This is a genomic window from Aerococcus sp. Group 1 (genome assembly GCF_000193205.1).
GTDB lineage: Bacteria > Bacillota > Bacilli > Lactobacillales > Aerococcaceae > Aerococcus > Aerococcus urinae_A.
Map to the genome: position 1 here is coordinate 588630 of NC_015278.1, position 26538 is coordinate 615167.

General features: G+C 43.5%; 19 protein-coding genes, 12 tRNA genes, 3 rRNA genes and 2 pseudogenes. 23 read left to right on the forward strand and 13 right to left on the reverse strand.

Annotation, left to right across the window (positions count from 1 at the left end):
* Positions 1-22: 22 nt before the first annotated feature.
* Both HMPREF9243_RS02775 and mutY read left to right on the forward strand, forming a co-directional pair.
* Positions 23-1039, forward strand: coding sequence for a RecX family transcriptional regulator (locus HMPREF9243_RS02775; RefSeq protein WP_013669853.1), 1017 nt, complete (start codon positions 23-25; stop codon positions 1037-1039).
* A complete protein-coding gene (mutY, locus tag HMPREF9243_RS02780) occupies positions 1036-2250 on the forward strand; it encodes an A/G-specific adenine glycosylase (RefSeq protein WP_013668668.1) in 1215 nt (404 codons plus the stop codon). The genes HMPREF9243_RS02775 and mutY overlap by 4 nt, the downstream gene beginning before the upstream one ends.
* Before the next feature lie 237 nt (positions 2251-2487).
* Here mutY and HMPREF9243_RS02785 read toward each other — a convergent pair whose 3' ends face one another.
* Positions 2488-3075 (reverse strand): DUF402 domain-containing protein, encoded by a 588-nt coding sequence (locus HMPREF9243_RS02785; protein WP_041705902.1) that lies wholly within the window; start codon positions 3073-3075, stop codon positions 2488-2490.
* A gap of 149 nt (positions 3076-3224) precedes the next feature.
* Here HMPREF9243_RS02785 and HMPREF9243_RS02790 point away from each other — a divergent pair, with 149 nt between their 5' ends.
* The gene (locus tag HMPREF9243_RS02790) at positions 3225-4439 is read left to right on the forward strand and encodes a hypothetical protein (protein ID WP_013669915.1); all 1215 of its coding nucleotides are present in this window, start codon (positions 3225-3227) and stop codon (positions 4437-4439) included.
* Between the two features lie 186 nt (positions 4440-4625).
* On the forward strand, positions 4626-6626 hold the full coding sequence (pulA, locus tag HMPREF9243_RS02795; protein ID WP_013669198.1) for a type I pullulanase: 2001 nt from the start codon (positions 4626-4628) through the stop codon (positions 6624-6626).
* 74 nt (positions 6627-6700) lie between these two features.
* On the opposite strand, the gene HMPREF9243_RS02800 is transcribed toward pulA, so the two are convergent.
* A complete protein-coding gene (locus HMPREF9243_RS02800; protein ID WP_013669200.1) occupies positions 6701-7816 on the reverse strand; it encodes an aromatic acid exporter family protein in 1116 nt (371 codons plus the stop codon).
* A 281-nt stretch (positions 7817-8097) separates the two neighbouring features.
* Here HMPREF9243_RS02800 and HMPREF9243_RS02805 point away from each other — a divergent pair, with 281 nt between their 5' ends.
* Positions 8098-8454, forward strand: coding sequence for a transcriptional repressor (locus HMPREF9243_RS02805; RefSeq protein WP_231286958.1), 357 nt, complete (start codon positions 8098-8100; stop codon positions 8452-8454).
* 118 nt (positions 8455-8572) lie between these two features.
* Here HMPREF9243_RS02805 and proC read toward each other — a convergent pair whose 3' ends face one another.
* On the reverse strand, positions 8573-9370 hold the full coding sequence (gene proC / locus HMPREF9243_RS02810; protein WP_013668595.1) for a pyrroline-5-carboxylate reductase: 798 nt from the start codon (positions 9368-9370) through the stop codon (positions 8573-8575).
* A 63-nt stretch (positions 9371-9433) separates the two neighbouring features.
* On the opposite strand from proC, the gene HMPREF9243_RS02815 reads away from it, so the two are divergent.
* The 16 genes from HMPREF9243_RS02815 to HMPREF9243_RS02890 all read left to right on the forward strand — a co-directional run bounded on the left by HMPREF9243_RS02815 (position 9434) and on the right by HMPREF9243_RS02890 (position 16771).
* The gene (locus HMPREF9243_RS02815; RefSeq protein WP_013669555.1) at positions 9434-10255 is read left to right on the forward strand and encodes a hypothetical protein; all 822 of its coding nucleotides are present in this window, start codon (positions 9434-9436) and stop codon (positions 10253-10255) included.
* A gap of 493 nt (positions 10256-10748) precedes the next feature.
* Positions 10749-12296, forward strand: a 16S ribosomal RNA gene (locus HMPREF9243_RS02820).
* Positions 12297-12507: 211 nt separating this feature from the next.
* Positions 12508-15413, forward strand: a 23S ribosomal RNA gene (locus HMPREF9243_RS02825).
* A 76-nt stretch (positions 15414-15489) separates the two neighbouring features.
* A 5S ribosomal RNA gene (rrf, locus tag HMPREF9243_RS02830) occupies positions 15490-15605 on the forward strand.
* The 16S, 23S and 5S rRNA genes sit together here with 12 tRNA genes alongside, the layout of an rRNA operon.
* A gap of 13 nt (positions 15606-15618) precedes the next feature.
* Positions 15619-15692: transfer RNA gene (locus HMPREF9243_RS02835), tRNA-Asn, on the forward strand.
* A gap of 34 nt (positions 15693-15726) precedes the next feature.
* Positions 15727-15813: transfer RNA gene (locus tag HMPREF9243_RS02840), tRNA-Ser, on the forward strand.
* A 13-nt stretch (positions 15814-15826) separates the two neighbouring features.
* Positions 15827-15898 (forward strand) — tRNA-Glu (locus HMPREF9243_RS02845).
* Positions 15899-15919: 21 nt separating this feature from the next.
* Positions 15920-15992, forward strand: a tRNA-Val gene (locus tag HMPREF9243_RS02850).
* A gap of 14 nt (positions 15993-16006) precedes the next feature.
* Positions 16007-16079 (forward strand) — tRNA-Asp (locus HMPREF9243_RS02855).
* Between the two features lie 12 nt (positions 16080-16091).
* Positions 16092-16164: transfer RNA gene (locus HMPREF9243_RS02860), tRNA-Phe, on the forward strand.
* A 7-nt stretch (positions 16165-16171) separates the two neighbouring features.
* Positions 16172-16252, forward strand: a tRNA-Tyr gene (locus HMPREF9243_RS02865).
* Between the two features lie 29 nt (positions 16253-16281).
* Positions 16282-16352, forward strand: a tRNA-Trp gene (locus tag HMPREF9243_RS02870).
* 27 nt (positions 16353-16379) lie between these two features.
* A tRNA-His gene (locus HMPREF9243_RS02875) sits at positions 16380-16452 on the forward strand.
* A gap of 7 nt (positions 16453-16459) precedes the next feature.
* A tRNA-Gln gene (locus HMPREF9243_RS02880) sits at positions 16460-16531 on the forward strand.
* A gap of 74 nt (positions 16532-16605) precedes the next feature.
* Positions 16606-16676, forward strand: a tRNA-Cys gene (locus HMPREF9243_RS02885).
* Positions 16677-16687: 11 nt separating this feature from the next.
* Positions 16688-16771: transfer RNA gene (locus HMPREF9243_RS02890), tRNA-Leu, on the forward strand.
* A 97-nt stretch (positions 16772-16868) separates the two neighbouring features.
* Here HMPREF9243_RS02890 and HMPREF9243_RS09775 read toward each other — a convergent pair.
* The 9 genes and pseudogenes from HMPREF9243_RS09775 to HMPREF9243_RS02930 all read right to left on the reverse strand — a co-directional run bounded on the left by HMPREF9243_RS09775 (position 16869) and on the right by HMPREF9243_RS02930 (position 21419).
* Positions 16869-17540, reverse strand: coding sequence for a site-specific integrase (locus HMPREF9243_RS09775; RefSeq protein ID WP_081456608.1), 672 nt, complete (start codon positions 17538-17540; stop codon positions 16869-16871).
* A 48-nt stretch (positions 17541-17588) separates the two neighbouring features.
* Positions 17589-17855: pseudogene (locus HMPREF9243_RS11015) on the reverse strand (N-terminal phage integrase SAM-like domain-containing protein); the annotation flags it as partial.
* 223 nt (positions 17856-18078) lie between these two features.
* A complete protein-coding gene (locus tag HMPREF9243_RS02900) occupies positions 18079-18699 on the reverse strand; it encodes a DUF5067 domain-containing protein (RefSeq protein ID WP_013668922.1) in 621 nt (206 codons plus the stop codon).
* A 68-nt stretch (positions 18700-18767) separates the two neighbouring features.
* A complete protein-coding gene (locus HMPREF9243_RS02905) occupies positions 18768-19169 on the reverse strand; it encodes an ImmA/IrrE family metallo-endopeptidase (protein ID WP_041705905.1) in 402 nt (133 codons plus the stop codon).
* Positions 19169-19516 carry a helix-turn-helix domain-containing protein gene (locus tag HMPREF9243_RS10220; protein ID WP_013669346.1) on the reverse strand — a complete coding sequence of 116 codons (348 nt, stop codon included), beginning with the start codon at positions 19514-19516 and terminating at the stop codon, positions 19169-19171. The genes HMPREF9243_RS02905 and HMPREF9243_RS10220 overlap by 1 nt, the downstream gene beginning before the upstream one ends.
* A gap of 22 nt (positions 19517-19538) precedes the next feature.
* Positions 19539-19838: pseudogene (locus tag HMPREF9243_RS02915) on the reverse strand (helix-turn-helix domain-containing protein); the annotation flags it as partial.
* 164 nt (positions 19839-20002) lie between these two features.
* Positions 20003-20215, reverse strand: a complete 213-nt coding sequence (locus tag HMPREF9243_RS02920) for a helix-turn-helix domain-containing protein (protein WP_049776735.1) — start codon at positions 20213-20215, stop codon at positions 20003-20005.
* Positions 20216-20262: 47 nt separating this feature from the next.
* Positions 20263-20829: a chromate transporter gene (locus HMPREF9243_RS02925; protein ID WP_013669990.1), complete on the reverse strand. Its 567-nt coding sequence runs from the start codon at positions 20827-20829 to the stop codon at positions 20263-20265.
* A 2-nt stretch (positions 20830-20831) separates the two neighbouring features.
* Complete coding sequence (locus HMPREF9243_RS02930; RefSeq protein WP_013669293.1) at positions 20832-21419, reverse strand: chromate transporter; 588 nt, start codon at positions 21417-21419, stop codon at positions 20832-20834.
* 157 nt (positions 21420-21576) lie between these two features.
* Here HMPREF9243_RS02930 and HMPREF9243_RS02935 point away from each other — a divergent pair, with 157 nt between their 5' ends.
* Together HMPREF9243_RS02935 and HMPREF9243_RS10225 are read left to right on the forward strand one after the other, a co-directional pair.
* Complete coding sequence (locus HMPREF9243_RS02935) at positions 21577-22905, forward strand: FMN-binding protein (protein ID WP_013669307.1); 1329 nt, start codon at positions 21577-21579, stop codon at positions 22903-22905.
* 110 nt (positions 22906-23015) lie between these two features.
* Positions 23016-24442, forward strand: a protein-coding gene (locus tag HMPREF9243_RS10225; RefSeq protein ID WP_101560582.1) for an IS3 family transposase whose coding sequence is annotated in 2 segments (ribosomal slippage) — positions 23016-23526 and positions 23526-24442 — 1428 coding nt in all. Because the reading frame shifts where the segments join, the coding sequence is not laid out codon by codon here.
* 194 nt (positions 24443-24636) lie between these two features.
* On the opposite strand, the gene HMPREF9243_RS02950 is transcribed toward HMPREF9243_RS10225, so the two are convergent.
* Positions 24637-26424: an aryl-sulfate sulfotransferase gene (locus HMPREF9243_RS02950; protein ID WP_013668803.1), complete on the reverse strand. Its 1788-nt coding sequence runs from the start codon at positions 26422-26424 to the stop codon at positions 24637-24639.
* Between the last annotated feature and the right edge of the window lie 114 nt (positions 26425-26538).

Sequence of the window (26538 nt, forward strand, 5' to 3'; positions counted from 1 at the left end):
AAGCGTATGGAATGGTGGAAACATGCTAGAAGATAATCAGCCAGTAAAATTAAGTGAGATCAGTCCGGAGAAAAAGTCCCGCTCAAAAAGAGTCAGAGCCTTAACCGATGAAAGTGACCAGCTGACCAGGCCAAAAAGAAAGACTAAAAAAAGCGGTTATCGTCCTAGGAAACCAGCCACTTCCTCTGACCCAGAAGGCTTAGACCAAGACCAGGAGAGGGTTTTATCAGGCAAGATCACCATGATTGAAGCCCAAAGGCGCCATAAGAAACGTTATAATGTCTACCTTGACGGTGACTTTGCTTTTGGGATTAGTGAAGATACCCTAGTTCGTTATGCCCTGTCTAAGGGGCAGTACTTAAGCCAAGAGAAAAGCAAAAATATCCTGGCCAGCGAACACGATAACCGGGCCTATCAGATTGCTTTAAACTATTTAAGCCATAGTTTACGGTCAAAAAAGCAAGTTAGCCAACGTTTAGCTAAGGAAGACTATTCCCAAGCGACTATTGATAAGGTCATGGGGAAATTGAAAGACTTATCCCTAGTCAATGACCTCTATTATGGCCAATCCTATACTCGAACGGCAAAAACCATCAATCGAAAAGGCCCCAAGGTGATTGCTATGGAACTGAAGGAAAAGGGCCTTAGTGAAGACACCATTGACCAAGCTTTGTTGGAGTATAGTGAGGCTGATCAAATGGAAAATGCTCAACACTTGGCTAAAAAGAAGTTGCCTAGCTTACTTAGAAAGAATTCCAACCTAAAGGCAGTGGAGAAATTGCAGCAATTTCTCTATAAGAAGGGCTACAATAATGACTTAATTAGCCAAGTTTTATCCCAACTAAAAGAGTCTGACCTGCTCGACCGTGATGAGGGTGCGGCTTTAAATAAGTATTTTAAACGCTATTGGAAGAAGTACCAGAATTTGGATGAGAAAGAACGACGTTTCAAAGTAAAAACCATGCTTTTTGGCCGTGGCTTTAAGAGTGAAGCCATCGATGCGGCTATAAGGCAAGCAGAGGAAGAAGGAGAACTGTGAGCGGAAGTAATCAAGATTTTTCCCCTAAGGATTGGATCGGACAATCAGCCATTGTTGATTTAGGACCGACCATTGCGGGAGTTGAACTCTGGGGCGAACAAACCAACCAGGCTTTTCGTAAGACCTTGTTTGATTGGTACGACAAGGAAGGGCGTCACTTACCCTGGCGAGAAAGTAAGGACCCTTACCGGATCTGGATATCAGAGATTATGTTGCAGCAAACCCAAGTTAATACCGTCATTCCTTACTACCAACGCTTCTTGCAAGCTTTCCCCACGGTTGAGGACCTGGCAGCGGCAGAAGAAGACGACTTACTCAAACTTTGGGCCGGTTTAGGTTATTACTCCAGGGCGAAAAACCTCCACAAAGCTGCCCAGGAGATTGTCAATGATTATGGTGGTCAATTTCCCCAAACCGCCAAAGAGCTAAAGCAGCTCTCGGGGATCGGTCCCTACACTGCGGGCGCCATTGCTTCTATTGCATTTGGCCAGGCCGTACCCGCCATTGATGGAAATGCCATGCGAGTTTTCAGCCGCCTCTTTACCATTAACGCTGATATTAGCCGGCAAAAGAACCACGCTATCTTCCGTGAAGTAGTGGCTTATGTGATGGGCGATGAACGGCCGGGGGACTTTAACCAGGCACTAATGGACTTGGGGAGTAGTTACGAAACCGCTAAGAAGCCCTTGAGTGATATTAGTCCCATCAAAGACTTTAACCTAGCTACCCTGACCGGAACCGAGTTGGATTATCCGGTGAAATTATCCAAAACTAAATCCAAAACCCTTCACTACCAAGCACTCTTGCTGGAGAATAGTCAAGGTCAGTATCTGATTGAAAAGCGTCCCAGCCAGGGTCTCTTGGCTAATTTGTGGACGGTTCCGCTTTTTGAAGTAGCTAACCAAGAAGAAAGTGACCAGCAAGGGGGAGAAGAGCGCCAGCCTTACCAAAACCTGGTTGCTGAAGCAGAGGCAGTTTATGATCTTAGACCAGTCGTAATGAAAAAATCCATCGGCCATGTCCGCCATGTCTTTTCTCACCGACTTTGGGAGATTGACCTCTACTATGCTAAATTATCTCCCACAGCCGAAAAAGGCTGGCAAGACCAAGAAGATAATGATTGGGTTTTCTTGCATGACCTTAATCGTCATGCCTATCCTACCGTACAAATGAAGATTTGGCAGGCCTTAAAAGATTATCTTGATCTATGAGAGTGTGACGGGTGCGCCAAGGATCGATAGAGCTACGCATATTATATCTGTACCTTGCTTTGCTTCCTACAGCTATAGCAAGTGGAGAAAACTGGGATAAACTCAGCTTAGTTAAGTCGCATGATAAAAAAACGTCGACCACTCCATGGTATCGACGTTTTTTATCAAGACTTTAATCACTTGAAAAGGTATAGCGTATGACGCTATCTGCTTAATCATCACAGTCTGATGATCTTATTACGACTGAATCCGCTTTTTCTTCTTATATTTGTAGCTTTTCTTCCGTCGCTTACGACGTTGGGTCAGCTGACAGTAGCGTTCGTACCAGAGATCGACATAAGGTTTAGAAAAGGGACCTTTTTCTTCCTCGATCCAGCGTACTAACTCTTTGAGATGGCTTTTAATGATTATATCTAATTCTTTAGAATAATGCATTTCATGACCATGCTCTAAATACTCGTCAATATCTAACAGGCGTTTTTCCCCATCAGGGAAAATTTTAATATCTAAATCATAGTCGATATACTTTAAAGCTTCTTCATCAATCACATAAGGAGAAGCTAGGTTACTATAATATGAGACACCGTTCTGCCTTAACATGGTGACAATATTGAACCAATATTTTTTATGAAAATAGAGTAAAGCGGGTTCACGTGTCACCCAACGGCGTCCATCAGATTCGGTAACGAGGGTGTGGTCGTTACAAGCAATAATACTTTGTTCGCTTGTTTTTAGGACCAAACAGTCGCGCCATGTTCGATGGAGTGAGCCGTCATGTTTATAACTTTTGACTGTGATGAATTCTCCTTCTTTTGGATGATACATCACATGACCTACTTTCTTCACTTGGAAAGACCAAAGTCAAAAATAGTATAACATAGCTTAAGGAATAGTGTATAGGTAAAATATTTTTTCTCGTTTTTGGAGCAGTCTCATGTTACAATCTTTTAAGAAGAAGGAGAGGAGCAAGTTAGATGAACACATCTAGAGATCAACAGCGTAAGATAGCTATTATTGCGACAATAATTACTGTCCTCTTAGTGGCTGCTTTTTACCTGATTGGTAAGCAAAGACAAACAGGGCAAAATAATGTCGCCTATGAGTCAAAGAGCCAAGCAAGTAGCCAGGTAGAAAGTCAAGCGCCAAAAACCAGTGATCACGGTCAGGCAGCTAAACGTTTTGAAGATAAGCGTCAAGAAGCGACTCTTAGCGATTATTTAGCCTATATTAACCAAGCAGGAACCCAAGCCAAAGTGGCTACGGTTAAGGTTCAAGGAGAAAGTGACCAATGGCTAAGCGAGCTCATCAAGTCGAAAGGCCAAGCAGCAGACTTGGGTTTAAACGTTCAAGCTTATGATTTTACAGGCCACAGTAGCCAGTCCTTATTAACGAGTGACCTGGTTGACCAGGTGGCTAAGGAAAAACCACATTTATTAATCCTTCCCATGACCAGTGAAGTAGATTTTGCCCAAGGGAGAAGCCTTGAAGATACCTTAGTTAATTTGAAACAAGTCTACGGTCATCTACGGATAGCTTCCCCAGAAACTAATATCGTTTTCCTGGCTTTACCCTCTTATAGTGAAGCGGCTAATGGCCAGGGCACATACGGCAGCTTTTTAGTCCGCTTGACCCAAGCCCTAGAAGAGTCGCATATAAATATCATGGACCTCAATAAGGCTTTCGAGGCGAAGAACTTTGACTCTGAGAAGATCTATGACCAAGAGTCAGGCCTATTCAATGACCAAGGCTTTAAAGCCTTAGCTGATCTCTTTGGTCAAGCTATGCAGGAAGAACACTTTGACTTAAGTCACGGCTTCCAAGGCAAAAATGATGACAAGGCTGCCTTAGAAGAATCCATGGCTAAGGAAAGTCAAAGTATTAGAGATAAGAAGAAGGCGGAGGCTCAGGAAGCCCAAGCGGCCCAAGCGGAAGCTGAAGCAGCGGCTGCTCGTCAAAGTCAAGCTGCTGAGTCACAAAGACAAGAAGAGGCTAAGCAAAGAGAAGCGGCTCAAGCGGAAGCGGACCGTCAAGCTCAAGCAGCCCAAAGACAACAACAGCAACAGCAGTCCCAAGTGGCCCCTAACCAACAACCAGCCAATGGGCAAGGACAGGCCCCAGCTCCTCAAGCGCCAGCTGCTGGGAATAATAATCCCGCCCCGGCAAACCCTTATGGTGGACAGGGACAATAGTTTAATCCTTGTATCAGTCGTTTTGAACGTGGTTTTAACATTAACAGTCAGCTCTAGCTAGCAATTAGTTGAGAGCTGACTGTTTTTTTATGGCTTGTTTCAATAGCCAAGATAGCTAAATGCGCTCATCCTGGTTATAATGAAGGAGAAGATGAGTGAGTAAGAAGCATACGAAGAGGTTATTAAGTGAAAAATCAACTAGAAGAACGTTTAGATAAAATCCTACAGGGGACCCCTCCCCAAGGCTCTAGCTTAGACCAAGCCATGGATGACCTGGTCAGAGATCCAGAATTCGATGACTGTTTTGCTAGTCAAGCCCGGTTAGGGGCTAACTACCGGCCAAAGGCGACTAGTTTTCGGCTTTGGGCGCCCTTGGCAAATGATGTCAGCCTGCTCATTTACCAGGACTTATATAGTAATCGACAATCCCAATATCCTATGCAACGTCAAGAACGAGGTGTTTTTAGTCTAGATCTTCCTGGTGATTGGCACAATACCGCCTACCTTTATAAGGTATCCTTTCCCAATGGAAAGACCAATTTTACGAGAGACCCTTATGCCCTTGGAGCAACCCAGAATAGCCAGCGCAGTGTGGTGGTTGATTTGTCTCGGACTAACCCCACCAATTGGGACCAAGACCGAGCGCCCGCTCTAAAGAATCTTTCTCAAGCGGTGATTTATGAAGCCAGTGTGAGAGATCTGACTAGTGCGGATAATTCAGGTGTCAATCCCAAGTGGCGGGGTAAATTTCTGGGCCTCAGTCAAAAAGACACTAAAACGCCCCAAGGACAGAGTACAGGCCTTGACTACCTAAAGGATTTAGGAATCAGCCACGTCCAGCTCCTGCCCATGGCTGACTTTAAGACGGTGATTGAAGGGATCGAGGATAGCGATAATTATAATTGGGGTTACGATCCTGCTGATTACAATGTTCCTGAAGGTTCCTATGCCACGGATTCTGCCGACCCCATCTGCCGGATTAGAGAAATGAAAACCATGGTCCAATCCCTCCACCAAGCGGGCATTCGTGTAATTATGGATGTGGTCTACAACCATGTCTATGATTACATAAACCACCCCCTGGAATTGACCGTTCCTAACTATTATTTTCGTCGCGACCCCGATGGCACCATTAGTAATGGGACGGGTGTGGGGAATGATACCGCCTCAGAAAGAAGGATGATGCGAGAGTATATTGTCCGCTCGGTATGCTACTGGGCCAAGGAGTACCATATTGATGGTTTTCGCTTTGACTTAATGGGGATCCATGACGTCAAGACCATGAACCAAGTCCGCCAAGCTTTAGATGCCATTGATCCAAGTATCCTTATCTTAGGGGAAGGGTGGAACTTAGGGACCTATCTACCCGATGAAGACAAGGCTTGCCTAGTCAATGCTTATAAGACTCCCCGGATTGCCTATTTTGACGACCATTTTCGTGACAGTGTCAAGGGCTCTGACCAAGGGGAGGGCATGGATACCGGTTATGCCAGTGGTAAGTTTTCTGTGGAGCGGACCCTCTTAGCCAGTTTTTTGGGTGGGGAACGGCTGAATAAGTTGGCCATTAATGTTAAGTCGCCCTTGCAATTGGTAAAATATGTGGCCGCCCATGATAACTGGACTTTATGGGATAAACTAGCCATTAGCCATAGTTTTGAAAGCCAAGCCAAGCGGCAAAAGCGTCAACTGCTCGCCAATAGCCTCGTCCTCTTAAGTCAAGGTATCCCTTTCTTGCATGCTGGCCAGGAATTCTTCCGTACTAAGCAAGGTGTCCGTAATTCCTACCGCCATGGGGACCGTATCAACCAGATTGACTGGTCCTTGCGCGATAAACACCAGAATGCCGTGGACTATCTGAGGGATTTGATTGCTTTTCGCCAAGCTCACCCAGTTTTTCACCTGTTTGATTTTGAAAGTATTGACCAGGCAGTGGAGGTTTTGAAGGCTGATTTTCAAATTATTGCGCTTCTTTACCATGAAGAAGACGCTAATTACCTGCTGGTATTTAATGGACAGACCAATACCATTCGTTTTACCTTGCCTGAGGGTGACTGGCAGGTTCTGGCTGAAAATTATCATTTCCTCTCTGCTGATGAAGAGAAGTTCTTATTAAGTAATGAACATCCCCTTGTCGTTGAGGAACTGTCGCTAAGTATTTTGAAACAGCAAGGAACAGAAAAATCTTAGCCAATTTCTTGGTAAAAAGAAAACTCGAGCCTATCATTGTCAGGTCATTTACCGACTGATCAGCTCGAGTCTTTTTAACTATCTAATTTATCTTTTAAGGCGTAATGGTCATGGTCTTCTTCGTGATGGGTATGGTAGGAGCGGACCAGGGTATTAAGATGGATGAGAGAACTCTCGACCTTGATCATGGCTCCGGTGATTAAGATTAAGGAGTTGCTCTTCTCAATCCGGTAGTTCAAGGATTCTGTTTCTGGGCCTCGGTTGAGGTCGGTTTCCTTGATGATATGATTCATCAACTCCTGGCGGCGAATCTTAGTAGGCTGGAAGAAGTTGACTTCAGCCGGTGAGATGCGGCCGTCAAATTTAAGGAAGATCTGCTCATGGGCGGCACAGAGGGTTTCAATCCGCTCACGTATTTGAATCCGCAGGTCATCATCAATCACAAAGAGAATATTAGTATGGGTGTGGATAGTATGGAGTAAATTAGTCATATCTAATAAAGATTGGATAAAACTGCGATAAACCACCAACTGCCGTTTCCTTGATACCCTGCGACTGGCAAACCAAATGGGTTCTTCTTTGGAAAGTTGGAAGAGATCGCGAATATAGTTGATCCGCTTATAGGCCCAGTCCAAGTCTGAAGTCAGTGAAGAATATTCACCATTTTTTCTCAAGATAGCTCGCAGTCGAATCAATACTTCTGATGAAGTGTCCGAAATTTCCTTGTAGAGGACATTGTCATACTTAGGTGGCATGATAAAGACATTCACCAAGAAGGAGATCACCACACCGAGGATGTTTTCAATCACCCGGGAAGTCGCAATGCCGATTAAGTCATTGACGTTATCGACAGGCTGTAGCATGATGATAACTACGGTAATTGTGGCCAAGGAGATCACGTCTTGGAGTTGAATGGCATTCATAATAGCGATAAAAATAATGACGGTCAGACCAACCACAATGGGACTATTTCCAAAGAAGTAAGACATGACCACGGCGGTTAAGCCACCTAAGAAAGCAGCAGCTCCCCGCCTAAATAGGGTATACCAGGTTTTTTTAACGGATTGTTGCAGCCCTAGAACCGCAACAAATGTTGGTTGCATAATCTCAATATGGGGTAGGAGGCTAGAGATAACCATGGCTAGCATGACGCCAATGCCGGTTTTTATCGTGCGAGCACCTAATTTCATTGGTTTTTAATCGTCCTTTTCTATTTTAATCGATACCATTAAGACCTTGAATTACTATATAGCATAGCATGATTTTCTTCAATAAGCATAAGTGAGAATTTTAACAACTTAAGGGAAAAATATGATATTTTACAGGCTTTCAATTATAATTAGCTAAAGGGCTGATGGAAAGGAAGACAACACATGGATTATGAGCAATTATATGTCGATGCGGTCGCTTATTTGCGAGAACGCCGTATTCGCCTAACCTCCCCACGAAAAAAATACTAAAACATCTGATTGTGGCTGACCATCATCCTACTGCCGAACAAGTCTATCAAGAGCTCTCCCAAGAAGATCAATCGGTGAGTTTAGCAACGGTATATAACACCTTGAATATCTTTACCGATATTAATCTTGTCAAGGAAGTACGTGCCAATGATGGGGCCACCCATTTCGATTTCTTCTTAAAAAAGCACTATCACATCATTTGTCAAAACTGCGGAAAAATCGTCGATGTCTATTATCCCGATGCGGCTAAAGTTGAGCAAGCCCTAACTGCAGTTGAAGACTATGCGGTAGAAGCTACTCAATTTGAAATTACTGGCCACCACCTGGAGTTCTACGGAATCTGCTCTGACTGCCAAGGCATCGATTAGACCTAGCTTAAGCATCCTTAAGTTGAAAAATAAAAAAGGCTATCCTGGGATAGCCCTTCTTGCTTCAAGTAGCTAATTTCTTGTTGAAAATTGAGTTCTACGTGCGCGGCTAGCTGGCTTACTTGCCCTTGGCTTTTTGGCAAGCAGCAATGACAGCTTCCATGGCAGCGGTTCGTAAGCCTTTTTCCTCTGCCTTACGAACGCATTCAATGGAGGTGCCAGCAGGGGAGCAGACGGCATCCTTCAGTTGACCGGGATGTTGGCCAGTTTCTACGACCATGGCTGCTGCTCCCAGAACGGTTTGGGCAGCTAAGCTTTGGGCTTGAGACCGGGGGAGTCCTTGTTGACATCCGGCGTCTGACATGGCCTCGATCAGCATGTAGACAATGGTTGGGCTAGAGCCAGACAGTCCCGTGATGGTGGCAAATTGATCTTCACTGACTTCAGCGACTAAACCCAGCCTATGGAATAAGTCTTTAACAGCTTGGTAGTCTTTAGCGGAAACCTGGTCATTAGCGGTCATCGCAATCACCCCTTTGCCGATTTTTACGGCAGTGTTTGGCATAATGCGGACAATGGCTTGTTCTTTACCAAGAATTACTCCTGCTTGGATTAAGCTATAACCAGCTGCTACGGTGACGATAATGGCATCCGCTTTGAGACTGTTCTTGATCTCGTCCAACACCTGGTCCATTAGATAAGGTTTCACTGCCACAATGACGAGGTCAGCATCCTGGGCACAGGTCTGGTTATTAGTCGAGCAGGCAATGTCAAAATATTTTGCAACTTTATCTGCGCTCGCTTGGCTAGCAGTAGCGGCCTTAATTTCTATCTGAGCTTGGTGGTAACTGGATTGTAAGCCGGCAATGAGGGCTTGGCCCATATTCCCAGCTCCAATAACGGCAATGGTTTTCATAGATACGCACTCCTATCACTTACAAGTATTTTCTGAAAATATCATAGCAGAAAGGAACCCTTCATGCGCTCTTCTTTAAAAAATATTTTTACTTCTGCCTATGTCTATCGACAAAGGCGCTCACTCAACACTTTCGGGATGGGCATAGTCATTCTTACTCTAAGTCTAGTCTTAACCTTACCCTTTGCCTGGCGCTTTCAGGGTGTAAATAATGACGTCTTTGACCAAAGTTACCAAGAATTACTAGCCGACTTCCCCAGTCAACGTGTTGATCAGAAGCTAAAAGACTATGAACTTCAAGAAGGGCAATTAGTACCCCGAGATGGGGCTAAGGAGAAGAAGGAAAAAATAGATGCGCCAGCAATAAGTATCGGGATTTTACCTGAATTGGAAGAATTAGACACTCTTTTTCTGAATAACCCCTCGGCCTTTATCTTCCTAGAAGATATGATGGTCTATCAACCTCGAGAAGGCGATGACTTTTCCGCTCCTTATAATAGAAACTCACAGACCAAGCTAAGTAGTCAGGAATTACTGGAACAGTTCTATCAAAACTATCAGAAAAATTATCGTAAGAACCAGAAATACTTATTCGTCGGCATGCGTCATATTCTCTTTTTATTGTTTCTTATCTTATATAGCCTATTAGCTGCTGTGGTCCTCAACCGCTTGCGGCTAGCTCAGCGCTTGGATTTTTATAATCTGAAGGAGTGCTACGGCGCCAGTTTACTTTCATTAATTCTACCTAGCCTCCTGGCAAGCTTATGGGGCTACTTTCACTTAAATAATCGTCTAATGGCACTTCTAGTGGTCCTATTTAGTATCGGACAGCTCATTATGGCTTATCATTTTACCGGTTTTAAGGAAAAGAATTTGCCTAAATAGGGATAGGACTAGTGATTATGTAGGATATGAACAACTAAGTGTAATTAATTATAAAAAAGTTGGAGAAAGTTATTGACAATCAATGGGGGACTTGGTATTCTATAAAAGTTGTTTCTCACAAGAAATGATTTGTCTCTTAAAACACTTAAGAAAATAAATCAAAAAACTTGTTGACAAACAACTTAGCGATGAGCTATAATAATTCTTGCTGATCAGATAAAACTGATCGGTAAAACTTAATTGATTAACCAATTTCAACTGCTAAAAAAACTTTTTCAAAAAAGTTATTGACAAGCGTTCGAAAGCTATGGTATACTAATTAAGTCGCTGTCACAAAGACAGCAAGATTTAGACCTTTGAAAACTGAACAAAGAAGACGAACCAAATGTGTAGGGCATCAACATTTTGTTGATGAACCAACAATTCAAACAATAAGTCTAGACCAGACTATAACTAGTCAGCAAACAAATGAGCTATTCAACGCTCATGATTCTTTCATGAGAGTTTGATCCTGGCTCAGGACGAACGCTGGCGGCGTGCCTAATACATGCAAGTCGAGCGAACCGACGAAGTGCTTGCACTTCTGACGTTAGCGGCGGACGGGTGAGTAACACGTAAGGAACCTACCGATAAGCGGGGGACAACATCCGGAAACGGGTGCTAATACCGCATAGGAAACACCACCTCATGGTGGTGTTTGGAAAGACGGCTTTGCTGTCACTTATCGATGGCCTTGCGGTGCATTAGCTCGTTGGTGGGGTAACGGCCTACCAAGGCAATGATGCATAGCCGACCTGAGAGGGTAATCGGCCACATTGGGACTGAGACACGGCCCAAACTCCTACGGGAGGCAGCAGTAGGGAATCTTCCGCAATGGGCGCAAGCCTGACGGAGCAACGCCGCGTGAGTGAAGAAGGTTTTCGGATCGTAAAGCTCTGTTGTAAGAGAAGAACAAATTGGAGAGTAACTGCTCCAGTCTTGACGGTATCTTACCAGAAAGCCACGGCTAACTACGTGCCAGCAGCCGCGGTAATACGTAGGTGGCAAGCGTTGTCCGGATTTATTGGGCGTAAAGGGGGCGCAGGCGGTTTCTTAAGTCTGATGTGAAAGCCCACGGCTTAACCGTGGAAGGGCATTGGAAACTGGGGAACTTGAGTACAGAAGAGGAAAGTGGAACTCCATGTGTAGCGGTGGAATGCGTAGATATATGGAAGAACACCAGTGGCGAAGGCGACTTTCTGGTCTGTCACTGACGCTGAGGCCCGAAAGCGTGGGTAGCAAACAGGATTAGATACCCTGGTAGTCCACGCCGTAAACGATGAGTGCTAGGTGTTGGAGGGTTTCCACCCTTCAGTGCCGGAGTTAACGCATTAAGCACTCCGCCTGGGGAGTACGGCCGCAAGGCTGAAACTCAAAGGAATTGACGGGGACCCGCACAAGCGGTGGAGCATGTGGTTTAATTCGAAGCAACGCGAAGAACCTTACCAAGTCTTGACATCCTTTGACCACTCTAGAGATAGAGCTTTCCCTTCGGGGACAAAGTGACAGGTGGTGCATGGTTGTCGTCAGCTCGTGTCGTGAGATGTTGGGTTAAGTCCCGCAACGAGCGCAACCCTTATTGTTAGTTGCCAGCATTGAGTTGGGCACTCTAGCGAGACTGCCGGTGACAAACCGGAGGAAGGCGGGGATGACGTCAAATCATCATGCCCCTTATGACTTGGGCTACACACGTGCTACAATGGATGGTACAACGAGCAGCGACCTTGTGAAAGCAAGCGAATCTCTTAAAGCCATTCTCAGTTCGGATTGTAGTCTGCAACTCGACTACATGAAGCCGGAATCGCTAGTAATCGCGGATCAGCACGCCGCGGTGAATACGTTCCCGGGTCTTGTACACACCGCCCGTCACACCACGAGAGTTTGTAACACCTGAAGTCGGTGAGGTAACCTTTGGAGCCAGCCGCCGAAGGTGGGACAGATGATTGGGGTGAAGTCGTAACAAGGTAGCCGTAGGTGAACCTGCGGCTGGATCACCTCCTTTCTAAGGATATATTCGGAATACATATTTGAGTCTTCTTTGTTTAGTTTTGAGAGGTCTAACTCTCTATTGTTCTTTGAAAACTGAATACTATCATAACATTCCGCATTTCTATTTTTTGCGAGATAGAAATGTCAATAAACCAATTTTACCAAGCGTAAAAACCGAAAAAGAAAGAGTTTTAAAACTTTTCGCATCATACAACTTAACCGGTGGTTAAGTGAATAAGGGCGTACGGTGAATGCCTTGGCACTAGGAGCCGATGAAGGACGGGACGAACACCGATATGCTTCGGGGAGCTGTAAGTAAGCTTTGATCCGGAGATTTCCGAATGGGGGAACCTCATTGTTTTTATCGACAATGGTCCACGCAGTGAACACATAGCTGAGTGGAAGGTAGACGTGGTGAACTGAAACATCTCAGTAGCCACAGGAAGAGAAAGAAAAATCGATTTCCCGAGTAGCGGCGAGCGAAACGGAAAGAGGCCAAACCAGCGTGCTTGCATGCTGGGGTTGTAGGACTGATGGACGGGAGTGAATGAGCTAGTCGAACGCCATGGAAAGGGCGATCAGAGAGGGTGACAATCCCGTAGGCGAAAGCTCAGCCACCTCATTCAGTATCCTGAGTACGGCGGTACACGTGAAATTCCGTCGGAATCCGCCAGGACCATCTGGCAAGCCTAAATACTCCCTAGTGACCGATAGTGAACCAGTACCGTGAGGGAAAGGTGAAAAGCACCCCGGAAGGGGAGTGAAAGAGTACCTGAAACCGTATGCCTACAAGCAGTCAGAGCCCGTTAAGGGGTGATGGCGTACTTTTTGTAGAACGGACCGGCGAGTGACGATAGCAAGCAAGGTTAAGCTGAAGAAGCGGAGCCACAGCGAAAGCGAGTCTGAAGAGGGCGTTGAGTTTGTTGTCGTCGACCCGAAACCAAGTGATCTACTCATGTCCAGGCTGAAGGTGTGGTAAAACACACTGGAGGGCCGAACCCACGTCTGTTGAAAAAGGCGGGGATGAGGTGTGGGTAGCGGTGAAATTCCAATCGAACTTGGAGATAGCTGGTTCTCTCCGAAATAGCTTTAGGGCTAGCCTCGGATGATGACTATTGGAGGTAGAGCACTGTTTGATCGAGGGGTCCATCCTGGATTACCGACATCTGATAAACTCCGAATGCCAAATAGTTTAGTCCGGGAGTCAGACTGCGAGTGATAAGATCCGTAGTCGAAAGGGAAAGAGCCCAGACCACCAGCTAAGGTCCCAAAGTTTCAGTTAAGTGGAAAAGGATGTGGGGTTGCTTAGACAACTAGGATGTTGGCTTAGAAGCAGCCATCATTGAAAGAGTGCGTAATAGCTCACTAGTCGAGTGACCCTGCGCCGAAAATGTACCGGGGCTAAACTGAACACCGAAGCTGTGGATCCGTAGGATGGTAGGAGAGCGTTCTATAGGCAGAGAAGCATGATCGTGAGGACATGTGGAGCGTATAGAAGTGAGAATGCCGGTATGAGTAGCGAAAGACGGGTGAGAATCCCGTCCACCGAATGACTAAGGTTTCCTGGGGAAGGCTCGTCCTCCCAGGGTTAGTCGGGACCTAAGCCGAGACCGAAAGGGATAGGCGATGGACAACAGGTTGAGATTCCTGTACTTGTTTGATTTGTTTGAGCGATGGAAGGACACAGAAGGCTAAGCGGAGCGCGGAGATGGAAAAACGCGTCCAAGCAATGAGTGAGAAGGTGAGTGAAAGGCTTGCCTCAGACTTCATGAGTTGTGACGGGGAGGGAAATTTAGTACCGAAGCCGCCGACGTCACGCTGTCAAGAAAAGTTTCTAGTGAGAATCAAACAACCCGTACCGCAAACCGACACAGGTAGTCGAGTGGAGAACACTAAGGTGAGCGAGCGAACTCTCGTTAAGGAACTCGGCAAAATGACCCCGTAACTTCGGGAGAAGGGGTGCTGACCGCAAGGTCAGCCGCAGTGAATAGGCCCAAGCGACTGTTTATCAAAAACATAGGTCTCTGCCAAATCGAAAGATGATGTATAGAGGCTGACGCCTGCCCGGTGCTGGAAGGTTAAGAGGAAGGGTTAGCCCTCGGGCGAAGCTCTGAATTGAAGCCCCAGTAAACGGCGGCCGTAACTATAACGGTCCTAAGGTAGCGAAATTCCTTGTCAGGTAAGTTCTGACCCGCACGAAAGGCGTAACGATTTGGGCACTGTCTCAACGAGAGGCTCGGTGAAATTGTAGTACCAGTGAAGATGCTGGTTACCCGCGACAGGACGGAAAGACCCCATGGAGCTTTACTGTAGGTTGATATTGAATGTTTGTGCCACATGTACAGGATAGGTAGGAGCCATCGAAGTCGGGACGCTAGTCTCGATGGAGGCACTGGTGGGATACTACCCTTGTGGGATGACCATTCTAACCCGCGACCATTAGCTGGTCGGGAGACAGTGTCAGTCAGGCAGTTTGACTGGGGCGGTCGCCTCCTAAAGTGTAACGGAGGCGCCCAAAGGTTCCCTCAGAATGGTTGGAAATCATTCGCAGAGTGTAAAGGCAGAAGGGAGCTTGACTGCGAGACCTACAAGTCGAGCAGGGACGAAAGTCGGGCTTAGTGATCCGGTGGTTCCGCATGGAAGGGCCATCGCTCAACGGATAAAAGCTACCCTGGGGATAACAGGCTTATCTCCCCCAAGAGTTCACATCGACGGGGAGGTTTGGCACCTCGATGTCGGCTCATCGCATCCTGGGGCTGAAGTCGGTCCCAAGGGTTGGGCTGTTCGCCCATTAAAGCGGTACGCGAGCTGGGTTCAGAACGTCGTGAGACAGTTCGGTCCCTATCCGTCGCGGGCGTTGGAAATTTGAGAGGAGCTGTCCTTAGTACGAGAGGACCGGGATGGACACACCGCTGGTGTACCAGTTGTTCCACCAGGAGCATGGCTGGGTAGCTATGTGTGGACGGGATAAGCGCTGAAAGCATCTAAGCGTGAAGCCCCCCTCAAGATGAGATTTCCCATACTTTTAAAGTAGTAAGACCCCTGAAAGACGATCAGGTTGATAGGTTTGGAGTGGAAGCTTAGCAATAAGTGGAGCGGACAAATACTAATCGGTCGAGGACTTATCCAAAGGATAAGGTTGTATGAGGTTTAAGGAAGGCATGATAGATTCAGTTTTGAGCGAACAAGCTCAAAAAAATAAATTGTACGGTGACGATGGCAAGAAGGACCCACCTGTATCCATCCCGAACACAGCAGTTAAGCTTCTTAGCGCCGAATGTAGTTGGGGGTTGCCCCCTGTGAGACTAGGACGTTGCCGTGCAATCTTATTTTATTCCGCAATAGCTCAGTTGGTAGTAGCGCTTGACTGTTAATCAAGATGTCGTAGGTTCGAGTCCTACTTGCGGAGTTATGGCGAGTGAGTCCTCAGGCTTTAAGCTATTGGAGAGTTGTCCGAGAGGCCGAAGGAGCACGATTGGAAATCGTGTAAACGGGAGACCGTTTCAAGGGTTCGAATCCCTTACTCTCCGTTTTATATTTATTGGCCCGTTGGTCAAGCGGTTAAGACACCGCCCTTTCACGGCGGTAACACGGGTTCGATTCCCGTACGGGTCATTTACTTTTAATGAGTAAGTTGGAGAATTAGCTCAGCTGGGAGAGCGTCTGCCTTACAAGCAGAATGTCGGGGGTTCGAGCCCCTCATTCTCCATTAATCCTATATTTGGTCCGGTGGTGTAGGGGTTAACATGCCTCCCTGTCACGGAGGAGATCGCGGGTTCAAATCCCGTCCGGACCGTTCTTATAATGGGGTCCGATAGCTCAGTTGGTAGAGCACTTGATTGAAGCTCAAGGTGTCGGCAGTTCGATTCTGTCTCGGACCATCCATTAGGAGGGATAGCGAAGCGGCCAAACGCAGCGGACTGTAAATCCGTTCCTTCGGGTTCAGAGGTTCGAATCCTCTTCCCTCCATAAAATGATAGCTATTCTCATTTGAGAATAGGGACATAGTTTAACGGTAAAACTACGGTCTCCAAAACCGTCGATCTGGGTTCGATTCCTAGTGTCCCTGTTAAACCTGTTATATATCATAGATATGGCGAACGTGGCGAAGTGGTTAACGCATCGGATTGTGGCTCCGACACTCGGGGGTTCGATTCCCCTCGTTCGCCCTTATATTGGGGTATCGCCAAGCGGTAAGGCAACAGACTTTGACTCTGTCATGCGTTGGTTCGAATCCAGCTACCCCAGTTTGATGATTATCATGCTAGTGGTAATTGTTTAGACCTCTTCTTTTAAGAAGAGGTTAGTTTTTAATTAAATATGGCGGTATAGCCAAGGGGTAAGGCACGGGTCTGCAAAACCTTTATCGCCGGTTCAAATCCGGCTACCGCCTTTTATATATAAGCCGGCGTGGCGGAATTGGCAGACGCGCGGGACTCAAAATCCCGTGTCCTCACGGACGTGTGGGTTCGACCCCCACCGCCGGCATAGGTAGAAACGTTGTCATATCAAGCTTTCTAAAAAGTTTGATTGGTGACGTTTTTTTATTTGCCAAAAAGGGTAACGAAAAAGGTAACGACCAATTCTAAATTTCCATAAATTGAGCGAATTTATCTGCTGTCCGATCCTTGCTTTCTTCGGTAACATGAGCGTAAATATCCATGGTCGTTTTTATGCTTGCGTGACCTAAGCGATCTTTTACGTCATTCATGGATACTCCGGCTTCAAAAAGCAGCGAGCAATGAGTATGCCTAAAACTGTGTATAGCGATAGGCGGTATATCGTATTTGCGTTTTATCTGCTTGAGCAATCGAGAGTTTCTATCTATCCCGTAGTGCTGGTTATAAATATCCGTAAAGATAAATTGTTCCGATGAGTTAGTATTAACGCCTAGCTTTAAAAATCTTTCTCTTTGTTCGTTTCTCCAATTCTTTAGCATGTCTAAGGTTCTTCTATCAAGCGATATAGTACGTATTGAGCTTTCCGTTTTTGGGGTGGTGACCTTGCTTCCTTTTTCACTTTTCCCAATGCTCCGTTCAACGCTTAGTGTTTGATCTTCTTCGTCAATATCTTTCCATTTTAAACCTAGCAATTCTCCCGACCTAATTCCAGTATAAGCAAATAACCTAAAGGTCAGTATCGTGTCTAGTGGCTCATCTTTTATGATTTCAAAAAACGATTTAAGCTTGGCCTTGTTATAAGAGGGAGATTTATATTTTTTCTTATTTTTAGCCTTAGGCCGCATAACATGTTCCATAGGATTATCTTTTTGATAGCCAGCGTTTATCGAGTATTCAAAAATTCGATTTGATAGGCTGACTAACAAACTCGCTTTTTGATAGTCTTTATACCAAGCATTGACCGCCTTTTGGCATTGGGCTAAGGTGATCTTATCGATTATAGTACCGCCTAATTGCGGTAAAATATGGTTCTTTATTCTCCTTGTTTCTGATAGATAGGTCGATTCCTTAACCGATAATCGGTATTGATTCTTCCATTCTTCGAAAACGTCTTTAAATTTTGTAGTGCTTCGTTGTTTAAAAAAATCATTATTTTTGTCTTCATAAGCAATTTTTGCCCGCTTTTCGTATAGGGCAGCTTCGTTATATGTTTTAAAACCTTTTTCTTTTTCCTTAGCTGTTTACCAGTTAGTGGATCTATACCTAGATAGACAATCGTTCCGTATCTCAACGTTCCATCTTTTAAAGTATACTTTTTAATCATTCATTTTTTGCTCCTTTACGAACTTATGTTCTTATGATTTTAAAGAAAAAGCCCGTTAAGGCTTAATCTTTTTACATGTTAGCCCAAGCGAATAGCGCCTTGTTTGGCCGTGCGTTAAATAATACGTCTCCATCTGGTATAGCTAATCTGTAACCGATAACCGCATTAACCGTTTTACCAGGGTTAACTTGAGAATCACCCATTTTTACGGCTTCTTGATTAGGGACGTTGCCTAACTCTCCATTAGCACCGTTTAAACTTTGGGTAGTTGTACCGTCTGTTTGAGTAGCATCTACCGCTGTTATAAATCCCATATAAGGTGATTGCGGATTTTGAGATTTGTTCGTATATTCCATTTCTAGCCAGATAATCGGTTCTCCAGTTAGTGACCCAGTATCACTATTGATACTCTTGATCTTATATTCGCCATTCCCGTGACTAACAATCATATCTCCGTGAGCTTCTGGGTTCCAGTACCCGCCAGCAGGGTAAGTTCTGCCTTCGTATTTAGGGTCAACTTCTGGTTTCTGCTCTTGGCTTTGCTGTTCCTGCTGTTGTTGGCTGTTGTCTTGCTGACTAGTCTGTTCGGTGTTCTGCGCTTGATCTTGATTATTATTGTTTTCTTGATCGTTTGAGCAAGCACCTAGTACAAAAGCACAAGCACCAACAGCGAATAATTTCTTCCATTTCATATAAAATTCTCCTTTCTTATGTTATTATAAAAATATAACCAACCTGCCCACCAATCTGGTGGGTTTTTTTATATGTACCGACTCATTTCATAAGGTACGTTATTCTCCATTAAATAAAATTTCTTCGTTTTATCTTCTTCAATATCTATATTGTACATTAATAATTTTGTTGCAAACTCGTGGGCTTGTCGCTCATATTTTTCTTTAACATGATATCCTTGCGTATACAAGCAGGTCAGGCTGCTATGATAAAGAGCGTGGCATAATTCATGTGCAACAATAAATTTATAAAGGCGTTCATCTTGATTGCTGTTTACTATGATGATTTTCTGGCCGTAGACTTTCCAGTAACAGCCGTTGACTGAATCGAGTGGGGCGTAAAGTATTTCGATCCCGAAGTGTTCAGCAATTTCAAAAGGGTCATTCGTCTTGTACCGTTTGACTAGCGACCTAACCTTTTCAATGATCACTAACGATCAATTCCCTTTTTATCCAGTAATGCCCCAACTACTTTTGAAATAGTGTATAAATCGTCTTCTGAAATTTCTCTTCCACCATAGGTCATGCTTTCTTCCTTTAGCAAATCTTTTAAATCTTTACTTCTAGGCGTTTTATTATTGGTATAGCCTAATAGGTAATCAATCGATACATTAAAGAAATTAGCTAAATCCAACAGCTTTTCTGTCGGTATGACTCTTTTTCCGCTTTCCCATTGGCCAACATAGCTTTGAGAAACGTCCATTTTTTCAGCTAATTCTCTTTGTGACATTTTCTTTTCATTTCTCAATTGCGCTAGTCTTATCCCTGCTGTATTCATTAGTTCCTCCTAAAATCTATTGTCAATTATCCATATTTCTTAGAAGTATTTCTATTATTTCAGCAATTAGTTCTAAATTTTCATTTGGTATCTGTTTGCCATTATAAGTTACATTATCCTCTTTTAATAATAACTTTAAATCACAAGAATTAGGATGTTTCTTTCCTACTAAATCATCAACGCTCACATTAAATATTTCAGCTATTCTACTTAGCACATAAGGGTCCGGGGAACGCGTTTCGTTTTCATATCCCGATATAGAAACATGAGTTACATTTAGTAGATTCCCTAGATCTCTTTGACTCATTTTCCTTGATTCTCTTAACGTTCTTAATCAATTACCAAATCCCATAGTATTTCCTCCGATGATTTAATAAAATAGCTATTCACTAAGTAAGGCTTTAATTAATTTTGAAATCATTCTTAAATTATCTTCAGAAATTTCATTTCCTTCATAAGTTAAGTCCTCTGATCGCAGAATATTTTTTAAATCGTTTTTTTATATCCACTATATCCGAGCAGAGTATCAATGGAAATATTAAAATAATTTGCGAGTGCCTCTAGCATCTTTAGACTGGGTTCTGTTCTTCCTCGTTCCCAGCTCCCTATCGTTTTAGGAGAAACATTTAAATGTTTTCCTAAGTCAGCTTGAGTTAATTTTTTCTTTCTTCTATAAAAGGTTAAATTATCACTGAACATAAACAATTAATTCCTTCTTGTTTAGAGACTTATTATTTACGATTATCTTACACCACCGTCATAACTGCTTGGTATATGACGTTACAGATTCCTGCCAAGATGATAATTATGATGGGATTGACTTTGTAACGGATAAGAATCCCTAGGGCAAGGCCGAAGATGGCTACTGCTACCAAATTAATAGTTGCTAATTGTATAGGGGCTTCCCCCCAAAAGGCAGAGATCATTATTAACAGGCCGGCTGCGGCAATCATAGCAACTACGGCAGGGCGTAAGGCCACTAGCACGTTTTGTAAGAGGCTTAGGTTACGGTATTTGAAATAGAGGCGGGCGATAATACTTACGATAATAATGGATGGTAAAACCGAACCCAGAGTGGCCACAATAGCTCCCAAGGGACCAGCCAGTTTGGTGCCTACAAAGGTTGCGGAGTTGATAGCGATTGGCCCAGGTGTCATCTGGGAGATAGTAATCAGGTCGGTAAATTCTTGCATGGAAAGCCAAGCGTAATTCTCAACGATCTCTTCTTGGATCAAGGGGAGGGCAGCATAACCGCCTCCGAAGCTGAAGGCTCCAACTTTTAAAAAGGAAATCAATAATTGTAAATAAATCATGGTTAGCGTCCTTTCCTGCTTTGTAGCCAACTATAAACCAGTCCTAAGCCGATACAACTTAAAATAATATAGATGATATTAACAGAGAAGAAGTAATTAGCAATAAAGGCAGCTAGCATAATAATGACCAGGATGGGTTGCTTACGACGCCAAACATCAGCGACCATATCTAAGACGACGCCGGCGATAACGGCAGCGACGCCAGCTTGCATGCCCTCTAAGAGAGCTTTGACCCAGAAATTTTGGATAAATTGTTGGTAAAAGAGGGCAATTACCGAAATGATCAGCATGGGAGGTAAGATGGTACCTAAGACAGATACTAGGATGCCAACAAATCCAGCTAATTTGTAACCGATAACGATAGCTCCATTCACTGCGATTGCCCCGGGAGAAGATTGAGCGATCGCTACCAAATCAAGCATCTCGTCCTCTTCAATCCAGCCATAGTCGTCAACAAAGGTCTTTTTCATCAGGGTAATAATGACGTATCCCCCGCCAAAGGTAAAGGCAGAGAGGTAGAAAGTCGACCAAAAGAGTTTGACCAGCATCTGGCGCTTACTTTTTGAGTCTTTAAGCATTTTTTCGTACATGAAACAGACTCCTTCTTTAATAGTTATCTCTAGTTTACTTTTATATGGTTGATTAAGCAAAGAAATAAGCAAAGGGTTCTAGATATCATTGGTTTTTAGCTATCAATTATTATACAATGGTATATATACAATAAAGATTTAGAAAGGCTGGGAGAAAATGGCAAAATTTAATCCAGGAACTTACCATGAAGAAGCTCAAGGCTTTCTAGATATGGTAGAAGTCGATGTTAAAGTCAGTGAAGATAAAATTGAAGATATCCAAGTATCCGAAGCAGATTCAGCCAATGTGGGGAGTTTAGCTATTAAACACTTGGTCAAACAAATGTTAGACCAACAGACTGCTGATGTGGATGTCCTCTCAGGGGCAACGCATTCTTCTGAGGGCCTTATCAATGCAGTAAAAGAGGCCTTGAGAATAGCAGCAGGACAACCTGAACCGGATGAATTTACCCCAGGAACCTACTATGGTGAAGGGGACGGTTACAAGGGTAAAGTGAGTTTAGCTGTGACGGTCGATGAGAATGAAATTACCGATATCAAATACCGGGGCATTGAAACACCAGAACTTGGTGGACAAGCTTCAGAGAAATTAATCCAACAAATTAAAGAAGATGGCTCAAAACGTGAGTTTGATGTGGTTTCAGGGGCAACCTATACCACAATGGGGATGCAATACGCCTTAGATCGTGCTTTAGCCTATGCTAGAGGGGATGAAGATCCTGATGCAGAACCTTACTCCTTCCAAACCGATACCCGGGTCGATTTTGGGACGGGTTGGTTAACTTTAGATGAAGTCCAAGCGATTTTAGATAATTTGGAAGTCGAGATTTCTTTTGTTGATAAGCAAAACCGCTTCCTCTACTACAATAAGCGCCGCCACCAAGAAGATGCAGGGACCCCAAGATCACCGGTGACCTTAGGAGGAAATGTATCCGACTGCCACCCACCACAAATTCGGACCAAGGTTGAAGGAATTATGGATGACCTCCACCACGGTCGTCGTCGCAGTGAGAGTATGTGGTATACCAAGGGCAATGGCAATAAGGTCTACCTCCATTACCGTCCTATCTATGATCAAAAGGGCCGCTATCTAGGCGTTTTAGAGACTGTTCAAAACGGCAAACCCTTTATTGATACCGCAGAATCCTCTTGGGACCGGACCTTACACGATCCACATGTGCCTAATCCCTTCTTGGGTGAAACAGCTGAGGATGTTAATCAATGGTATCAAGAACGCTATGAAGCTGGAATCGATGACGAACTGCAACATGCGATTGAGAAACCTTATATTGAAGCCAGCGAAGGTGGGCCAAGACCAGATACTGTTTCTAAGGCGACTTCAAAGGCTAAAGATAAAGAAGAGACTGAAAGCAAGGATGCAGTTTCGGGTGCTTCTCAACACGAGCACAAGATGCCAAATCCAATGCCTAAAGAAGAAATTGAACGCGGTCGGGATACGGTTTCTGGACCAACCGCACCGCATTAGAAAACTCTCGATTTAAAATCATCCACTAAAAAACCTCAAGCCAGGCTGTAATTTGCCTGTAGTGACCCCCAAAAGTTGGACTAAGAATTCAACTTTTGGGGGTTATTTTTATGTCTAAATATTCATTAGAATTTAAACTGAATTTAGTAGGAGACTATATTGCGAAAAAAGGAAGTTATCGAACCTTAGCTAATAAAGCAGGAATAGATCCTTCTATTTTACGAAGGTGGGTTAATAACTATTATGAATTTGGTGTAGATGGTTTAAAGAAAAGGCGGACTCAACAGGTTTATACTGTTGAATTCAAATTAAATGCGATAGAATTGTATGAAAGTACGGAAATGAGTTATCGCGAATTGGCCAATTCATTAAACATGAATAATCCAAGTCTAATCGCTAATTGGCGAAGAGCTTATCATGAAAGAGGACTTGATGGCCTTTCCGCGAGGAAAGGAAGGCCACCTAAAGTGTCTAAAAAGAAATCACAAATCAATCAAATAAAGGATAGCAGCGAAACCAATCAGTTAAGTGAAGCAAAAATAAAGGAACTTGAACAACGGATTACGGATTTAGAAATTGAGAACAAATTTTTAAAAGGATTGAGGAGACGTGTGGCTCAAAGAGTCAAGCGAGAAAAGAAGAAATAGTGACCGAAATCACACGTCTCCATGATGAAAAATATGCTTTAAAAGATATTCTTAGCGTTTTAAAGTTTCCTAAATCGACCTACTTTTATTGGAAAAATAAAGATGAGGAAATTGATAAGGATGCCGATTTAAAAGAGGAAATGAAAGACATCAGAGAAACCCATAAGGATTATGGTTATCGAAGAATGCGAGCTGAACTGCTTTCCCGTGGTTATAAGGTCAGTAAAAACAAAGTTCAACGCCTAATGAAAATTATGGGGATACAGGTCACTAGCTATACTAGAAAGACAAGAAAATATAATTCCTACAAAGGAACGATTGGAGAGATAGCGCCAAATCGTATCAACCGGCGGTTTGATTCGACCATTCCTTATCAAAAAATAACAACAGACACAACAGAATTTAAATACTACTATGCCGATGATTCTGGGAATTATCAAACTGGAAAACTCTATTTAGATCCTTACATGGATCTATTTAATCGAGAAATTATTTCTTTTAAGATAACACATCAGCCTAATGGACAAAGCATGTTGGAGGGGCTACAAGCTGCCATTGAAGCAAGTAAATTATGTCCATACAGAAGAACCTTTCATTCTGATCAGGGCTGGGCCTATCAAATGAAAAGTTACACCCGGCTCTTGAAGGATCACCGAATTTTTCAAAGTATGTCTCGTAAAGGAAATTGCTTAGATAATTCGCCAATGGAGAATTTCTTTAGTCTACTAAAACAAGAAGTCTACTATGGTCGGACTTATCATTCCTTTGAAGAATTAGCACAAGCGATTGAAGATTTTATAATCTATTACAATGGTGAAAGAATCAAAGAAAAATTAGATTTTAGGAGTCCTATAGAATTTCGTCTTCATCACGCTTCTTTCGCCGCTTAATGATTACACATAAACTTTAAACTTATCAAGAGCCGCTACGCTCTTCCTCTTGACAAGTTTAAATTTCTGAGTAAATGTGTCGGCAAGAAATAAGCAAGAACTGTAAGCAACAAAAAAGAGCTGGCCAAAGGCCAACTCACTATATATAAAGTCCAACTTATTGGGGTCACCATAGCCAAGGCTTGAGGTTTTTCTTATAGGATGTTTTCATAGAAAAAGTCTTGTAAGTCTAGTTTGATTAAGCGGTAAGACCAGCGAGGAATATAGAATTGGAATTGCCTAATTAATTGTCCCTGGGGATTGTATTCTCCGAGGATATTAGACATCCCGCTTGTCGTAATATAGTTCCCCTTATAGACTTGGGCTGAGGAAACGATGGAGGAATAGGGAACAGGGAAAGACTGAACGAGGTCATAGCTCCCGTCCACTTCATTGACCCGGAAATTATAGAAGTAAGAATAAGCATCGGGTTCTTCCGGATCAAATTCTTGGCTCATTGTTTGTGGCAGATTAATGATTAAATCATCTCGGGTATCGAGACGCCAGTAGTTGTTATCGAAGAGGGTTAAGTTATATAATCCATCATCAATAGCATTTGATTGGAAACGGACACTGTGTTGGCCGCCAGTGGGTTTAAAGTCACTGTCAGGGTTGAGGAGGTAATACTCATAGCCAGTGCCTTCCCAAACCGCTTCAGGGCCAATAATATAGTCCACTTGGACCTGGTCAAAAATGTTAGATAGTTTGATTATTGAAGAAGTTTCTCTAGAAGAAAGGATTAATTCATCACGATTGAGCACATCGATAGCGTTAATATGGATCCAGTCTAAATTGGACAAGTTACCTTCTTCGTCAAAGAGGGTGAGGTTGTCATCGCTATAATCAATATCTTGCAATCCCTGGTCAGGGTAGTCGGTCAAGTAATTCTCAATTTCTGTTTCCGCCCGATTGTGATGGGTTGCCATGACTGGTTCAAAGTAGTTAGGAAAAATCTCTTTTAAATCGATCAATTCCTGGCTTTCACCGGTTCGAAGATCGAGGTAACTAATAGTATCCTCAATGGTATCCGCGTGAACATTAGAGGTCAGTAAGAAGGCTCCATCTTTTTTTTCGTTAACGATGAAGTCATGATGAACAGAAAGCTCAGGCAGTTCATAAATCCTTACTGGTTGGCCCAGGCCATTGAGAACGGCCATTTTGTTATTACTTACCTTAATTAAGAGATGCTTTTTATCCAGAAATTGATAGTTTTCTAAACGGCCTCCGTCAGAAACCAATTCAGAGCGTATGAGACCATTATTGTCATAAAGATAGGAAAACTTGGCGTTATCCTGGTCACTTCCCATACTGGCATAGAAACCATCAGTTAGTTCTTCCCCAGAATCATAGAGGACTTCCATTTTGGATTGATAGTCACTCGCTTGGATCTCAGGGGCACTGATGTCAAATTGATAATCTGTTAACTTAGTTTCTTCCTCATCATAGAGGCTGATGGTTAGCTGGTTGTCTTCTCCTGGAACTAAACCAATCATGGTAAATTCATAAGCACTTGGATCCTGGCTGTAATTGACTGGTTCAAAGGTGAGCGTATCGCTAGTCTCAGACTGAATGGTATAAGTCACCTTGTCAATGTCTTGATCAGGGTCAGGTAGATAGCTATAGATGGATTGGGTAAAGGTGCCAAAAGGATTCATAATGAAGAGCCCATCGTCATAAGATTTGTGTTTGTCTTGCAAGGTCTTAATCTGGTCAGTAATGGTCGCTTGTACCCCTTCATCATAATAGGAAAGCTCTAAATCTTGAACTTGGTCATTTAAAGATAAAATCTCTCGCCCCGAGAAGACTTGGTCATTGACTGGCTGGTAGATTTCCTTGTAATCACTGATTGACTGGCTTTGCTGGTCAAGCTGATGGCAGCCGGCTAACAGACAAAGTGCCAGTAAAATTATAAACTTAATGATAATTCTCCCCTTTAAATACAAAATTTTAGTCCAAATGCATATTTTATCATAAAAGTTTTATTTTATGCAGGTATAAAGCCAATAAATAAACAGGGGTTTGCTATAATGGTTTTATATTTACTGTTTAAATGAAAG